This is a genomic window from Nonomuraea sp. B19D2 (genome assembly GCF_040137845.1).
Classification (GTDB): Bacteria; Actinomycetota; Actinomycetes; order Streptosporangiales; family Streptosporangiaceae; genus Nonomuraea.
In genome coordinates this window covers 351,812-366,726 of sequence record NZ_JBEFAK010000001.1, presented here as the reverse complement: position 1 = coordinate 366,726, position 14,915 = coordinate 351,812, and the positions used below count along the sequence as shown (strand labels likewise).

General features: G+C 68.6%; 14 protein-coding genes. 9 read left to right on the top strand and 5 right to left on the bottom strand.

All coding sequences use genetic code 11. The features are described from left to right. Window positions 1–149: 149 nt before the first annotated feature. Window positions 150–962 (bottom strand): hypothetical protein, encoded by an 813-nt coding sequence (locus tag ABN273_RS01900; RefSeq protein ID WP_349446823.1) that lies wholly within the window; start codon window positions 960–962, stop codon window positions 150–152. 315 nt (window positions 963–1,277) lie between these two features. Here ABN273_RS01900 and sucC point away from each other — a divergent pair, with 315 nt between their 5' ends. The 6 genes from sucC to ABN273_RS01870 all read left to right on the top strand — a co-directional run bounded on the left by sucC (window position 1,278) and on the right by ABN273_RS01870 (window position 6,712). Continuing rightward, window positions 1,278–2,459 carry an ADP-forming succinate--CoA ligase subunit beta gene (sucC, locus tag ABN273_RS01895; protein WP_349446822.1) on the top strand — a complete coding sequence of 394 codons (1,182 nt, stop codon included), beginning with the start codon at window positions 1,278–1,280 and terminating at the stop codon, window positions 2,457–2,459. 3 nt (window positions 2,460–2,462) lie between these two features. Then, the gene (gene sucD, locus ABN273_RS01890; RefSeq protein ID WP_175600409.1) at window positions 2,463–3,338 is read left to right on the top strand and encodes a succinate--CoA ligase subunit alpha; all 876 of its coding nucleotides are present in this window, start codon (window positions 2,463–2,465) and stop codon (window positions 3,336–3,338) included. Window positions 3,339–3,505: 167 nt separating this feature from the next. Beyond that, window positions 3,506–4,906 carry a glutamate-cysteine ligase family protein gene (locus ABN273_RS01885; protein ID WP_349446821.1) on the top strand — a complete coding sequence of 467 codons (1,401 nt, stop codon included), beginning with the start codon at window positions 3,506–3,508 and terminating at the stop codon, window positions 4,904–4,906. After that, window positions 4,903–5,547, top strand: coding sequence for a neutral zinc metallopeptidase (locus ABN273_RS01880; protein WP_349446820.1), 645 nt, complete (start codon window positions 4,903–4,905; stop codon window positions 5,545–5,547). Before ABN273_RS01885 ends, ABN273_RS01880 begins: the two co-directional genes overlap by 4 nt. Before the next feature lie 121 nt (window positions 5,548–5,668). Then, window positions 5,669–5,926, top strand: coding sequence for a WhiB family transcriptional regulator (locus ABN273_RS01875; RefSeq protein WP_344997369.1), 258 nt, complete (start codon window positions 5,669–5,671; stop codon window positions 5,924–5,926). 102 nt (window positions 5,927–6,028) lie between these two features. Then, window positions 6,029–6,712, top strand: coding sequence for a CPBP family intramembrane glutamic endopeptidase (locus tag ABN273_RS01870; protein WP_349446819.1), 684 nt, complete (start codon window positions 6,029–6,031; stop codon window positions 6,710–6,712). 189 nt (window positions 6,713–6,901) lie between these two features. Here ABN273_RS01870 and ABN273_RS01865 read toward each other — a convergent pair whose 3' ends face one another. Continuing rightward, window positions 6,902–7,621, bottom strand: coding sequence for a PIG-L deacetylase family protein (locus ABN273_RS01865; protein WP_349446818.1), 720 nt, complete (start codon window positions 7,619–7,621; stop codon window positions 6,902–6,904). A 95-nt stretch (window positions 7,622–7,716) separates the two neighbouring features. Between ABN273_RS01865 and pcrA the strand changes: the two genes are divergently transcribed. Continuing rightward, entirely contained in the window at window positions 7,717–9,969 is a 2,253-nt protein-coding gene (gene pcrA, locus ABN273_RS01860; protein WP_502910907.1) for a DNA helicase PcrA, read from the top strand. Between the two features lie 123 nt (window positions 9,970–10,092). Here pcrA and ABN273_RS01855 read toward each other — a convergent pair whose 3' ends face one another. The 3 genes from ABN273_RS01855 to ABN273_RS01845 all read right to left on the bottom strand — a co-directional run bounded on the left by ABN273_RS01855 (window position 10,093) and on the right by ABN273_RS01845 (window position 13,023). Next, the gene (locus ABN273_RS01855; RefSeq protein ID WP_349446817.1) at window positions 10,093–11,046 is read right to left on the bottom strand and encodes a L,D-transpeptidase; all 954 of its coding nucleotides are present in this window, start codon (window positions 11,044–11,046) and stop codon (window positions 10,093–10,095) included. Window positions 11,047–11,185: 139 nt separating this feature from the next. Further along, entirely contained in the window at window positions 11,186–11,818 is a 633-nt protein-coding gene (locus tag ABN273_RS01850) for a response regulator (protein WP_349446816.1), read from the bottom strand. After that, window positions 11,815–13,023, bottom strand: a complete 1,209-nt coding sequence (locus ABN273_RS01845) for an ATP-binding protein (protein WP_349446815.1) — start codon at window positions 13,021–13,023, stop codon at window positions 11,815–11,817. The genes ABN273_RS01850 and ABN273_RS01845 overlap by 4 nt, the downstream gene beginning before the upstream one ends. Before the next feature lie 113 nt (window positions 13,024–13,136). Here ABN273_RS01845 and ABN273_RS01840 point away from each other — a divergent pair, with 113 nt between their 5' ends. Together ABN273_RS01840 and ABN273_RS01835 are read left to right on the top strand one after the other, a co-directional pair. Beyond that, complete coding sequence (locus ABN273_RS01840; protein ID WP_349446814.1) at window positions 13,137–14,657, top strand: PspC domain-containing protein; 1,521 nt, start codon at window positions 13,137–13,139, stop codon at window positions 14,655–14,657. Beyond that, window positions 14,647–14,850, top strand: a complete 204-nt coding sequence (locus tag ABN273_RS01835; protein ID WP_349446813.1) for a hypothetical protein — start codon at window positions 14,647–14,649, stop codon at window positions 14,848–14,850. The genes ABN273_RS01840 and ABN273_RS01835 overlap by 11 nt, the downstream gene beginning before the upstream one ends. The last annotated feature ends 65 nt before the right edge of the window (window positions 14,851–14,915 follow it).

Sequence of the window (14,915 nt, the reverse complement as noted above, 5' to 3'; positions counted from 1 at the left end):
CCGGACCCGCTCATACTGAGCCCTGAGCGAGCCGGCCGAGCACCTCCAGCTGTCCAGGGCCGCGAACGCCGAACTGGTCAACCGGGTCGAGGAACGCGGCCTGAAGGCCTCCTCCCGCCCCCCACGAAGCGAGAGGAGGCCGGACGGGGCTAGTTGGCGAGCGAGTTGAGGGCGTTGTCCGGGATCTCCTGCGGGATCTGGCTGTCCTCACTGAGGTCCGCGACGTCGATCCACAGGTCCTTGTCCGGAGCCTTGATCTTGACCCTGGATCCCCACCCGGTGTACCGGGTCTCGGTGACGGAGCGGGTCTTGCCCAGGACGCCGAGGTCCATGGTCCAGCCCGACGTCAGCTGGGTGGCCAGGCCCTTGGAGTTGACCTTCAGCGCGTACTCGATCTTGATCTTGCCGAGCGGGCCGCTGAGCTTCCCCCCGTACACCTTGGCCAGTTCCTTGTAGGTCAAGGCCCCCTTGTACGTGCCGCCCTTGAAGCTCTTGGCGTGGGAGACGATCGCCTTCAGCACCTTGGGATCGAAGATGTCGATGACCTGGTTGTAGGTGCCGCCGGAGGCCTGCCCGGGGTAGCGCACCCACGTCTTGCCCTCGGGCAGGTCCTCGCTGAACGCCCCGCCCTGGAGATAGCTGTAGCCACCGACCGTGATGGTGCGCGGGGGCGTGAACAGGGCCGCCAGGGACTTGTCGCTGCCGGTGGCGTGGTTCTTGACATCGGACGCGACGACGCCCGTTTTGCCGAACTCGAACGTTCCAGACGTCCGCGTGGTGGCCCCGCTGCTCTTGCCGTTCACGGTGAGCCGGGTCTTCTCGGAGATCCGCACCCCGTGCCCCGGGACGAACTGCTTCTTCAGCGCCTTCACCGGATCCACCGGCGCGGCCTGCGCGGCAGGCGTCGCGGTCACGAGCGCTGCGGCCGTGGTTAACGCCAGGCCCGCGAGAATTCGCTTCATACGTTTTCCTTCGGATTCAAAAGGAGAGGGAGCAGAATCCTGCCAATAGAAGATCACGAACCTATATCGGGATGCGAGGTACAGGCCGCCAAAACGGTGCACTTTTCGTGCAGAGGGTGTCCTGGAGAAGTGAGATCAGCGTCACACAGCGGGAGAACCATGCCCCGATGACCTGGGTAGGTCAAGCTTCGGGCTAGGCTTCACTGGCGGAAACGCCCGGCACGCACGGGTTGCCCGGGGCGTCGAACATCAGTCGGAAAAGCAGGGCGCAAACCCGACAGAGGGTGAGCGACCAAGGGAAGAGGACGGACCCTCGTGGACCTGTTCGAACATCAGGCGAAGGAGCTCTTCGCCGACTACGGCATCCCGGTGCCACGCGGCATCGTCGCACACAACGTGGAGGAGGCGCGGTCGGCCGCCGAGGAGCTGACCGGCCGCGTTGTTGTCAAGGCCCAGGTCAAGACCGGCGGCCGAGGCAAGGCCGGCGGTGTGAAGGTGGCCGACGACGCCGCCGACGCGGTCACCAAGGCCGACGCCATCCTCGGCATGGACATCAAGGGCCACACGGTCCACAAGGTGCTCGTGGAGGAGGCCAGCGCGATCGCGGAGGAGTACTACTTCTCCTTCCTGCTCGACCGCGCGAACCGTACGTTCCTCGCCATCTGCTCCGCCGCGGGCGGCATGGACATCGAAGAGGTCGCGCACACCTCGCCCGAGAAGGTCGCCAAGGTGCCGGTCTCCGCGCTGACGGGCATCGACCGCGCCAAGGCCCGCGAGATCGCGGTGGCCGGCGGCCTGCCGGAGAAGGCGCTCGACGGCGCCGCCGAGCTCATCGAGAAGCTCTGGTGCTGCTTCGTCGACGAGGACGCCACGCTCGTCGAGGTCAACCCCATGATCCTGTCGGCCGACGGCCAGGTGAAGGCCCTCGACGGCAAGGTCACGCTCGACGACAACGCCACCTTCCGCCAGGCCGACCACGAGGCGCTCGCCGACAAGGCGGCCGAGGACCCGCTCGAGGCCAAGGCCAAGGAGAAGGACCTCAACTACGTCAAGCTCGACGGCAACGTCGGCATCATCGGCAACGGCGCGGGCCTGGTCATGTCCACGCTCGACGTGGTGGCCTACGCGGGCGAGGAGTTCCCCGGCAAGCCGTCCCCCGCCAACTTCCTCGACATCGGCGGTGGCGCCTCGGCCGAGGTCATGGCCGCCGGCCTGGAGATCATCCTCTCCGACCCGAGCGTCAAGTCGATCTTCGTGAACGTCTTCGGCGGCATCACCGCCTGCGACGCCGTCGCCAACGGCATCGTCTCGGCGTTCAAGCTGCTGGAGAGCCGTGGCGAGGCCGTGACCCACCCGCTCGTGGTCCGCCTCGACGGCAACAACGCCCAGCTCGGGCGGCAGATCCTGGCCGACGCCGCGCTCCCGCGGGTCGAGCTGGTAGACACGATGGACGACGCGGCCAAGCGGGCCGCCGAGCTCGCTGCGGTAGGTGCGTGACCCATGGCCATCTGGTTGACTGAGAACAGCAAGATCATCGTTCAGGGCATGACCGGTGGTGAGGGCACCAAGCACACCCGCCGCATGCTCGCCTCCGGCGCCCGCGTCGTCGGCGGCGTGAACGCCCGCAAGGCGGGCATCACGCACGAGGGCCTGCCCGTGTTCGGCACGGTCAAGGAGGCCATGGAGAAGACCGGCGCGGACGTGTCGGTCGTCTTCGTGCCGCCGGCGTTCACCAAGGACGCGGTCAAGGAGGCCATCGACGCGGAGATCCCGCTCTGCGTGGTGATCACCGAGGGCGTGCCGGTGCACGACTCGACCGAGTTCTGGGCCTACGCCGTCGCCAAGGGCAACAAGACCCGCATCATCGGTCCCAACTGCCCCGGCATCGCCTCCCCCGGCGCCTCCAACGCGGGCATCATCCCGGCCGACATCACCACCGCCGGCCGCATCGGCCTGGTCTCGAAGTCGGGCACGCTCACGTACCAGCTGATGTACGAGCTGCGTGACTTCGGCTTCTCGACCGCGGTCGGCATCGGTGGCGACCCCGTCATCGGCACGACGCACATCGACGCGCTCCAGGCGTTCCAGGAGGACCCGGGCACGGACGCGATCGTGATGATCGGCGAGATCGGCGGCGACGCCGAGGAGCGGGCTGCCGCGTACATCGAGCAGCACGTCACCAAGCCGGTCGTGGCCTACGTCGCGGGCTTCACCGCGCCGGAGGGCAAGACGATGGGGCACGCGGGCGCGATCGTGTCGGGCTCTGCGGGCACCGCGCAGGCCAAGAAGGAGGCCCTGGAGAAGGTCGGCGTCCGCGTCGGCAAGACCCCCTCCGAGACCGCCCGGCTCATGCGGGAGATCATGCAGGCTCGTTGATCGCTTGCGTTTCGAAGCCCCGCGTGGTTCTTTCGCCACGCGGGGCTTTCCATTGGGCAGGTCCGGGCTGGTCTTGTCGGCGCTGGCGTGCGACATTTCCTGTTATGGGCAGGGACGTGCCAGTCGTCGTCTTCAGCCGGGACGACCGCCGGAAATATCGTGAAAAAGTGCGTCGATGTCTCGACGTCTTCGCCCAGATGCTCCGCGAATCCCGCTTCGAGGACGAACGGCCCCTCGCCGGGCTGGAGATCGAGCTCAACATCGTGGACGCGTACGGCGAGGCCGCCATGCGCAACGCCCAGGTGCTGGCCGCCATCGAGCAGCCGGACTGGGCGACGGAGCTGGGACAGTTCAACATCGAGATCAACATCGAACCCCAGGAGCTGGGCGGCGACGGCGCGTTGCGCCTGGAGGAGGACGTCAGGGCGCGGCTCAACCACGCCGAGGAGCGCGCCCGCTCCCAGAACGGCCACCTGGTCCTGATCGGCATCCTGCCCACGCTGCGCGAGCAGGACATCGGCGAGGGCACGCTCTCCGCGAACCCCCGCTACCGCCTGCTCAACGAGCAGATCTTCGCGGCCCGCGGGGAGGACCTGCACCTGGCCATCGAAGGCGTCGAACGCCTGGACACGCATGCCGACAGCGTCGCTCCCGAGGCCGCGTGCACCAGCGTGCAGCTGCACCTGCAGGTCAGCCCCGAGGCGTTCGCCGCGCACTGGAACGCCGCCCAGGCCATCGCGGGGCCGCAGATCGCGGTGGCGGCCAACTCCCCTTACCTGTTCGGCAAGGAGCTGCACCGCGAGACCAGGATCGCCCTGTTCGAGCAGGCCACGGACACGCGGCCGGCCGAGCTGAAGGCGCAGGGCGTGCGGCCCAGGGTGTGGTTCGGGGAGCGGTGGATCACGAGTGTCTTCGACCTCTTCGAGGAGAACGTCAGCTACTACCCCGCCCTGCTGCCGCTCTGCGAGGACGAGGACCCGCGTACCGAGCTCGAACAGGGACGCATCCCGCACCTCCACGAGCTGACCCTGCACAACGGCACCATCTACCGGTGGAATCGGCCGGTGTACGCGGTGGTGGACGGGATGCCGCACCTGCGCGTGGAGAACCGCGTGCTGCCTGCCGGGCCTTCCGTGTCCGACATCGCGGCCAACGCCGCGTTCTACTACGGGCTGATGCGCGTGCTGCCGTACGCCGAACGGCCGATCTGGAGCCAGATGTCGTTCCGGGCGGCGGAGGACAATCTCAGCGCGGCGGCCCGGCACGGGCTGGACGCGCGGCTCTACTGGCCGGGGATGGGAGAGGTGCCCGCGGCCGAGCTGATCTTGCGCCGCTTGTTGCCGATGGCACACGAAGGGCTGGCCGAGTGGGGCGTGCACGGCCCCGTCGCCGACCGGCTGCTCGGCATCATCGAGGGCCGCTGCCTGACGGGCCGTACGGGGGCGAGCTGGCAGGTGGAACGCGTACGCGCGCACGGGGGAGATCGGCATGAAGCGTTGCGATCCATGACCCTTGAGTACATCGAGCGGATGCACAGCAATGAGCCCGTGCACACTTGGGACGTGTGACGCTCGTGAAACGCATCCTGATCATCGGCCTGGTCCTGTTGCTCGGCGGCTGTGGCCTGGTGCGGCCGCGGTCCATGGACGCGCAGGGGGCCGACTCGTTCGAGGACGGCGTGCGGGCCGCGCGTACGCTGACGGAGGCGTTCTGGAAGCAGTACTTCCAGCAGCTCAACCAGACTTATCGACCTATCGCCGACTTTGTCCCCTATTCCGGGAACTCCGGCCCCAGGTGCGGCAACGAGCCGGCCGTTTCGAACAACGCCTTCTACTGCCCGGTCGGCCACTTCATCGCCTACGACCAGGATTGGATGGAGTCGCTCTGGAACGAAATGGGTGACGGGTCGGTCTATGTGATCATCCCGCATGAGTTCGGGCATGCCGTGCAGGCGCAGCTCCAGACCGGCTTCGAGCTGAACGTACAAATGGAGCTCCAGGCCGACTGCTACGCGGGCGGCACCCTCTCGGCCCTGGTCGGCTCGGGCGCGCTCCAGGCACAGTCAGGCGACGATGACGAGCTGCTCCTGAGTCTGGAGGCCGCCGGCGACCCGACGGACGACTGGCTGAACCCGGCTGCGCATGGGACGGCCGAGCAGCGCCAGGCGTCGTTCGCGACCGGCTGGAGCAACGGAGTGGGCGCCTGCTGACCAGGCCGGCCGGGACTTCCGGGGATGTACGCGCCTGCGCACGGATCAGACTCGGGGATGTATACCTGGGTCAACCCAGAGGATGATGTGTCTGATCATGACCACGCTCTACCTTTGACCCATGCCTTTGGAGGAGATCGGCTGGCTGCGCAGGGGTGCGTGCAGGTCCAGCGACCCTGACCTCTTCTTCCCGCTCGCCCCCACCCCCTTGCAGGAGGCCCGCGCCAAGGCGGTGTGCGCGCGCTGCCAGGTCATCGAGGAGTGCCGCTCGTACGCGTTACGCGCGGGCGAGTCGGAGGGCATCTGGGGTGGGCTCACCCCGGAGGAACGCCGCCGCACCCGCTTCCCCACCGGCTGGCGCCGCCCCGCCGCTTCGTAGCGCCCCGCCCGAGCGACCGCCCGCGACGGGGCCGCGCTGCCGGCGTGCATGTCGCGCCCCTGACCCTCCTCGCAGGCCAGGGGCGCGACGTAGCCTGCAAGGGTGTTGCTCCGCTCGATCGCCGTGCTCACCGCGGCCAACATCATGAACAACAAGGTCGCCCCCCGCCTGGCGCCCCTGACGTCGGCCGCCGCGACCGCCGCCCTGGTCGCGATGGCTCGCCGGTCCGGCCTGTCGTGGCAGGAGCTGGGGTTCGAGCACGGCCGCCGGGGCGCCGTGGCGGGAGGCGCCTTAGCGGCGGCGGTGGCGGCCGTCTACACCGTCGGCATCGCGAACCCCCGCACCCGGCCGCTCTTCCACGACGAGCGCGCCCTGTCGCTCTCACACGCCCGCGCCCTGGAGGAGGCCCTGCTCCAGGTCCCGTTGGGCACCGTCCTGCTGGAGGAGGTGGGCTTCAGAGGCGCCCTTCACGCCATGCTGCGCCAGCGCCGCGGCCCGGTCGCCGCCACGGCGATCTCCTCGGCGCTGTTCGGCCTGTGGCACATCCTCCCGGCCATCGACATGGCCCGCGCCAACCCCGCACTCGGCGCTCTGACGGCCGGCGAGTCCCCCACCCACCTCGACACCGCACGGGTGGTGGCGGGGAGCGTGGTGTCCACGGCGGCGGCTGGGGTGCTGTTCTGCGAGCTGCGCCGCCACGGCGGTCTCCTGACCCCGGCCATGCTGCACTTCGCCACCAACTCCCTCGGCTACCTCTACGCCCGGATCGCCGCCAAGCGAGAGTAGGGCTTTTGCCCGGTCGGCCACGGAAAGTAAGCAACGCTCGGTGGATCTTTGGCATGCCGGGCGTGAGGGTTCTCCCCCGTCGATGGAAGATCCTTCACCTCCGCGACCGCGGCTTCGACATCATCTCCAAAGCCACCGGGCAGCCGTCGCTCTGGGTCGTGCCGCCAGGCTCGATCCCCTAGAGAGAGCTCAAGCCGTCGGGACGACCTGGAACGCCTCCGCGTAGTGGCCGGCGGGGAAGCCGGCCTGTTCGGCCCAGGTGGCGAAGCGGGTCTTGACGAAGTCGACGAAGCCCTCCACATGGGCGATCTGGCTCACATGTGACTGCAAGGCCGCGAGCTTGCGGTCCATGGCCTCGGTGATGTCCACCCAGTGGTCGGGGGTCGAGCCGCCGTTGAGCCACACCTCGCGTACGGTCCACGCCTCCAGGCCCTCGTCCTTGATCAGCTCGGGGAAGGCGTAGGGGTTGCGGGCGTCCGGGTAGACGGCGTCCAGGGCGGAGCCGCCCACCGCCCGATGGTCGGGGTGGCTGGGGGCGACGTGTTGGTAGTTGCGATCCGGATGGTGGGTGATGACCAGGTCCGGCCTGACCTGGCGGATGACACGGGAGATGTCGCGCCTGAGCTCCAGCGAGGGCACCACCTGCCCGTCCGAGTAGCCGAGGAAACGCACGTCCGTGACGCCGACCGCCTTGGCTGCGGTGCGCTGCTCGGTCCTGCGGAGCTCGGCCATGCCGGAGTTGTCCAGGGTGCGTTCGTTGCCGCCCGCGTCTCCGTCCGTGACCAGCAGGTATGTGACCTCGACACCCTTGTCGACGAACAGCGCCACGCTGCCCGCCGCTCCGAAATCGACGTCATCTGGGTGGGCCGTCACCACAAGGACCCTGTTGATCTCGGCTTCCGGCAGCATGGCTCCCCTTTCTGATGTTCTACGAAGGACAACCGCGCGCCCCTCTGATGGCATTCCGGTCAACGATTGTCGGTGGGGCGTCTTAACCTAGGTAGGTGCCCACCCAAGTCTCTGTAGACCACCCCCTGCTCGACGGCCTCAACCCACAGCAGCGCGAGGCCGTGATCCATCATGGCAGTCCGCTGCTCATCGTGGCGGGGGCGGGATCCGGGAAGACGCGGGTGCTCACGCATCGCATCGCGTACCTGCTGGCCGAGCGCAATGTGCATCCGGGCGAGATCCTGGCGATCACGTTCACCAACAAGGCCGCCCGTGAGATGAAGGAGCGCATCGACAAGCTGGTCGGCCCGCGGTCCAGGGCGATGTGGGTGATGACCTTCCACAGTGCCTGCATGCGCATCCTGCGGCGGGAGGCCAAGCGGCTGGGGTTCCCGTCGAGCTTCTCGATCTACGACCAGGCCGACTCGCAGCGGCTCATGGCGATGGTCTGCAGGGAGATGGACCTCGATCCGAAGCGCTACCCGCCGCGCTCGTTCTCGGCCCAGGTCAGCAACTTCAAGAACGAGCTGATCGACTACGAGACCGCGCTCGACAAGGCCGGCTCGCATCTGGAGAAGACGCTCGCGCAGGCGTACAAGGCCTATCAGCTCAAGCTGACCGAGGCCGGCGCGATGGACTTCGACGACATCATCATGAACACGGTGACGTTGTTCCAGCTCTTCCCCGAGGTGGCCGAGCACTACCGGATGCGGTTCAGGCATGTGCTGGTGGACGAATACCAGGACACCAACCACGCCCAATACATCCTGATCAGGGAGCTGGTCGGGCATCCCGAGCTGCGCACGACCGACGGTGAGCTGGTCCGGTCCGGCGCCGACATGTCCGAGCTGTGCGTGGTGGGCGACGCCGACCAGTCCATCTACGCCTTCCGCGGTGCGACGATCCGCAACATCCTGGAGTTCGAGCGCGACTATCCGGATGCGCGGACGATCCTGCTGGAGCAGAACTACCGCTCGACCCAGAACATCCTGGCCGCCGCCAACGCGGTCATCGCCCGCAACGAGTCGCGCAAGCCCAAGAACCTCTGGTCCGACCAGGGCGACGGGCCCAAGATCGTCGGCTACGTCGCCGACAACGAGCACGACGAGGCCATGTTCGTGGCCCAGGAGGTCGATCGGCTCAGCGACGAGGAGGACGTCAAGCCGGGCGAGGTCGCCGTCTTCTACCGCACCAACGCCGCCTCCCGGGTGTTCGAGGAGATCTTCATCCGCACCGGCCTGCCGTACAAGGTGGTCGGGGGCGTGCGCTTCTACGAGCGCAAGGAGGTCAAGGACCTGCTGGCCTACCTGCGCGTACTCGCCAACCCCGCCGACGTGGTGTCGCTGCGGCGCATCCTCAACGTGCCCAAGCGCGGCATCGGCGAGCGTGCCGAGGCGACGATCGAGGCGCTGTCGTCGCGCGAGCGCATCTCGTTCTGGGACGCGCTGCGCCGGTCCGACGAGGCGTACGGGATGGCCACGCGCTCGCTCAACGCGGTGCGCGAGTTCGTCGCGATGCTCGAGGAGCTCATCGCCAAGGCCGCGGGCATGCCCCCGTCGGCGCTGGCCGAGGAGGTGCTGGTGGCCACCGGCTACCGCGCCGAGCTGGAGGCCTCCGAGGATCCGCAGGACGAGTCGCGTCTGGAAAACCTCAACGAGCTCATCTCCGTCGCCTCCGAGTTCGAGGAGGCCAATCCGGAGGGGACGCTGGTGGAGTTCCTGGAGCAGGTGTCGCTCGTGGCCGACGCCGACCAGATCCCCGAGGCGGACGGCGGACAGGGGGTCGTCACCCTGATGACCCTGCACACGGCCAAGGGGCTGGAGTTCCCGGTCGTCTTCCTGACGGCCATGGAGGACGGGGTGTTCCCGCACATCCGGTCGCTCGGGGAGCCCAAGGAGCTGGAGGAGGAGCGGCGGCTGGCATATGTCGGGATCACCCGGGCGCAGAAGCGGCTCTACATCACGCGTGCGGCCGTGCGCAGCTCCTGGGGCGCGCCGTCGTTCAACCCGGCCTCGCGGTTCGTGAACGAGGTGCCGGGGCAGCTCATCGACTGGCGTACGGACCCGGAGAAGTCCGCCTGGAGCGCGGCCACCCGCCGGGAGCCCGCCGCCCGCCCCGCGCCGGCCAAGAGCGGTGGGCGCAAGGTGCCCTCGCTGGCTCCCGGTGACCGGGTGACGCACGACGCGTTCGGCCTGGGCACGGTGGTGTCCGTGGACGGGGTGGCGGAGAAGACCAAGGTGAAGATCGACTTTGGCGGGGGCGGGGAAAAGACGCTGCTGCTGGCGTACGCCCCGCTCGAGAAGCTCTGACGCCGCGCTCCGGACACCTCCACTGGTCAGGTCCACGTCGGCGTAGGCGGGCCGGCCTCTTAAGCAAAATCGCTAAGAGGCGGCCGCCACGGTTACGCTCTCTGACACGGGGGCCCGGTGGGGTCAGCTCTTCAGGGCGCTGCCCTTCTTCCACTGGGTCCAGTTGAGCTGCCAGTAGCTCCAGCCGTTGTTCCACTGCAGCTTGCGCTTCGTACCGGTGATCTTGACGACGTCGCCGCGCTGGGCGATGCCGTAGAACCACTTGGCCCCGGCAGGAGTGGCGCGTACGCAGCCGTGGCTCTGGTTGGAGCGGCCGAGGAAGTGGTAGTAGCCGGCGCTCTGGTGGACGTACTCACCGCTGTCGGAGATGCGGACCGCCCACGGGATCTCCTCCTTGTAGTAGCGCGGGTCCTTCGGGTCCGTCACGCCCATCCAGGAGGAGGTCATGGTCTCCACGGCCTTCTTGCCCATGGTGAGGTGGACGCCGCTGGTGGTGAGGTAGACGTCCACGCCGTTCCTGATCAGCCCGCCCCTGCCTGCGCTGATCGGGATCTTCTTGGCCAGTTTGCCGTCGCGGTACACCCTCATCTGGTGCTTGCGGGTGTTGACCACGGAGATGTTCTGCGTGCCCACGGCGAAGCGGCGGGAGACGTCCTTGGCGCCGGTGTTGCCGGGGAGCTGGGACAGGCGGGCGGTGAAGAGCACGTTCTGGTGGGGCTTCCAGTACGTCTTCGTACGGTAGATGACCTTGCGCGCCGACACCCAGCGCCAGGCGCCCTCGGCCGGTTTGTCCGCCTGCACCTCCAGCAGCGCCTCCACGGCCGCCTTGTCTTTGACGTCGCGGTCGAACGTGACGATGATCGGGAAGCCGACGCCTACCTTCTCGGACTTCTCCCCCATCGGGGTTATGTCAGCTATATCAAGCTTGACCTTCTTCGCCGGCGCTGTGACGCCTGCCGCGCTGATGGCTTTCACCACCGGGGCCTGCGCTTGCGGGACGTGGCCGCTTTCCGCCGCACAGGCCGTCAGGGCGGCCAATGCGACCAGGGCCGGCAGCATCCGGGGGACGCGTTTCAAGGGGGTACTCCTGGACTATGTGTTTTTCTCCTTCCTGTGTGACAACTGAGACGGGAGATTTGTGGGCGGATCAGCGATAACTATCCCGTAACGGTCCAACCTCGCACGAGTGACCAACCACCCAGAGGGGAAGCGCGGGTCAGACCAGGCGGCGGGCGGTGGCCCAGCGGGAGAGCTCGTGGCGGTTGGAGAGCTGGAGCTTGCGCAGGACCGACGAGACGTGGGTCTCCACGGTCTTGACCGAGATGAAGAGCTCCTTGGCGATCTCCTTGTACGCGTACCCGCGCGCGATCAGCCGCAGCACCTCGCGTTCCCGCTGCGTCAGCGAGTCCAGCTCCGGGTCGATCGACGGCGCCTCCGACGAGGCGAACGCGTCCAGGACGAAGCCCGCCAGCCGCGGTGAGAAGACCGCGTCGCCCTCGGCCACCCGCCGGATGGCGTCCGTGAGCTCCTTGCCGCTGATGTTCTTGGTCACGTAGCCCCGGGCACCGCCCCGGATCACGCCGATGACGTCCTCGGCGGCGTCCGAGACCGACAGGGCGAGGAAGCGCACCTGGGAGCCCGCGCCCAGCACCCGGCGCAGCACCTCCTGGCCCCCGCCCCCAGGCATGTGCACGTCCAGCAGGACCACGTCGGGCTTGTGCTCGGCGATCGCCTTGACGGCCGTCTCCACGTCCTCGGCCTCGCCGACCACCTCGATCGAGTCGCCCAGCTCCGCGCGCACGCCGGAGCGGAACAGCCGGTGATCGTCGACGATCAACACGCGCGTCATGCCTTCTCCACCTTCATCGTCAACATCACTTCCGTGCCCTCGCCAACCGAGGTACGCACCCTGGCCACTCCCCCGTGGCGCTCCATTCTCCCGATGATGGACTCCCTGATGCCCATCCTGTCGAGCGGCACCGCCTCGAGGTCGAAGCCCTTACCCCGATCCTTCACGAAAATCGTGACCTCTTCACCCTCCACTTCCGCATAGACGGAAATAGACGGACTCTCAGAGTATTTGGCGGCGTTGACCATCGCCTGCCGGGCCGCCTTGAGCGTGGCGGCCAGCTTGCCCGCCGGGTCGAGGGCGGTGTCCCCGACGCAGACGACCTCGATGGGCACCCCGTGCGCGTCCTCCTCCTCGGCCGCGATCCTGCGTACGGCCGCCGCCACCGTGGCGTCGGCGTCCTGGGCGGGCTGGTAGAGCCAGTTGCGCAGCTCGCGCTCCTGGGAGCGGGCCAGCCTGGTGACCTCGCGCGGGTCGTGGGCGACGCGCTGGATGAGCGTGAGCGTGTGCAGCACCGAGTCGTGCACCATGGCGGCCACCTCGGCCCGCTCCTCCTGCCTGATGCGCTCGCGCCGCTCCAGCTGCAGCTCTTTCCACAGACCGGCGAGCCAGGGCGCGGCGATGACCGCCAGGCCGCCGACGACCACGACGGTGAACAGCAGACCGGGCCTGGCCTGTGCGAGCTCGCCCTGCGCGTACAGGAAGCCGGCCGCGCCGACCACCACGAGGGCCACGCCGAGCAGCGTGCGGACCCGGTTCTTCCTGATGCTCGTGGTGGCCCCGCGGACCCAGTTCTTGCGGCGTTCCGGGTCGGCCTGCTGCCAGAGGATCAACGCGCCGATACCGCCGACGGCGAACGGCAACATGCCGATCCCGCCCTTGGAGGCACCCGTGAGCCAGCCGAACGCGAACAGCGCCACCCCGATCGCACTGAAGGCCGCGAGCTGGCTCCAGTCCCGCTGCGGCGGCTGCCCCTCGTACGGCTGCCGCGGCGTGACCATCCACAGCACCGCGTACGCCACCATGCCGATCCCGTCGACCACGCTGAGCAGCACGAACATCAGCCTGATCACCACGGGATCGAGCGAGAGCTGCGCCGCCAGCCCCTGGGCGACACCGCCGAGCAGGCGGCCCTCCATGGGGCGCATCATCCGCCGGTAGGGCGCGTCGCCGGTCGGCTCGGCGAGAGTCTTCTGGTCAGCCATAACATGGCCATAGTCACATGTCGGGGGCACTGCGGGCATCAGGGAACAACCCCCGGGTCGGGTCAGGGGTGTCCCGGATGCGGGCACCCCGCGCGTGGGTCCACGATGGTTCCATGACAGAAGCTCCACCCAGACAACCGGACGCCCCGCCCCGGGCGCTGCGACGTAGCAGCGAAGGGCGCTTCCTCATGGGAGTCTGCGCCGGTCTCGGGCGGTACACCGGGATCGACCCCGTGGTGTTCCGCGTGGGCTTCGTCATGCTCCTGCTCGGCTCCGGCATCGGGCTGTTCCTCTACCTGGCGGCGTTCCTGCTGATGAAGGAGCCGAACGGCAAGCCGGGGATCATCGAGCAGTGGACGCGCCGCGACTTCGACGCCGAGGCCGTGATGGCGCTGCTGACGGCGGTGCTGGCGTTCGGGCTCGCGCTCAACCTGGCGACGGTCTGGCTCGACACCGGCACGCTGGTGGTGGGTGTCTTCCTGGCCGTCTCCCTGCTCGCCGCCCACTCGAGCGGAGTGGACCTGCTGGCGCTGGCCCGCTCGATGCCCGAACGCCTGAGCAGGAGGCGCAGTGCCTCCGTCGGCGCCCCTGTCCCGCCCAGCGCCCCTGCCGCTGAAGCGCCGCCGGTCAAGGGACCCGAGCCGGTCCAGGAGCCGGTTGAGGAACGTGCCCGGAAAACGGCCCAGGCCCAGGAGCCGCCGATCGAGGTGGACGAGGTCACCGCGCAGGCGCACGCCGCCGAGGCAAGGGCCGCCCAGGCAAGCGCCGCCCAGGCAAGCGCCACCCAAGCGAGCGCCGCCGAAGCACCGGCCGACGGCGAAGACGCCAAGGTGACCGCCCAGCATCCCGTCCCGCCGTACCGGCCGGAGCCCAAGACCCGCGTCGACTACACCCCGTACGGCGAGCCCTTCGCGCCGAACGGCCCCTTCCGGCCGCTCGACCCGGCCAAGCGGGCCGGCCACTCGCCGTACGACCCCGTCCTGTACGGCCGCCCGATCCCCAGGACGGAGCGGAAGCCGCGCCCGAGGTCGTTCATCGGCGCCATCACCATCCTGCTGACAATCATCATTGGAGGGATCGTCGTGGCGGTCCAAGCCAGGTCGGCCGCCGGAGTGAGCCCGACCATCGTCGGCGGCGCCATGCTCATCACGATCGGCGCCGGGCTGCTGGTCGCCGCCTGGTGGGGGCGTGGCGCCGGCCTGGTGGCCTGGGGGACCATGGTCGCGCTCATCATGGGCCTGGGCCTGATGCTCGGCAGCGTGCCGCGGAACGTCGGCGAGTCGGAATGGGCCCCGACCAGCGTGGCGGAGGCGAGCACGCCGTACGACGTCGGCGTCGGCGACGGCCGGCTGGACCTGTCGGACCTGGCGCTGGCCCCAGGGGCCACGGTGACGTTCAAGGCGTCGGTGACGCTGGGTGAGTTGCAGGTGATCGTGCCGCCGACGGCGCGGGTGGAGGTGCACGCCACCAACAAGATCGGCGACATCACGCTCGACCATTCGGTCAAGAGCGGCGTGGACGTGCACTGCGACAAGATCCTGGAGCCCGAGATCAAACCGGACGGCAAGGTCTCCACCATCGTGCTCAAGCTGAGGGGCGGCATCGGCGACGTGGAGGTGCGGCGTGCCGCGTGAGGTCGAGCGGGCCCGCCGCCTCCACAGGACGGACTGGATGGCCCTGCTCAGCGGTGTGCTGTTCGTTGTTCTGGGCATCTTGATTGTGACAGGCGCGGTCACGGATTGGCTGGTTCTGATCGGGGTCCTGGTGCTGGGATTGGCGTTCGCGGGGCTGGTGGCGATCATCGCCAGGGTGTTCCGCGGTAAGTAACCCTTGACCGGGATAAACACCGGCGTAGGTTCGGGTGTGTCCGCTGATCCCCTGCTCCCGAGGGA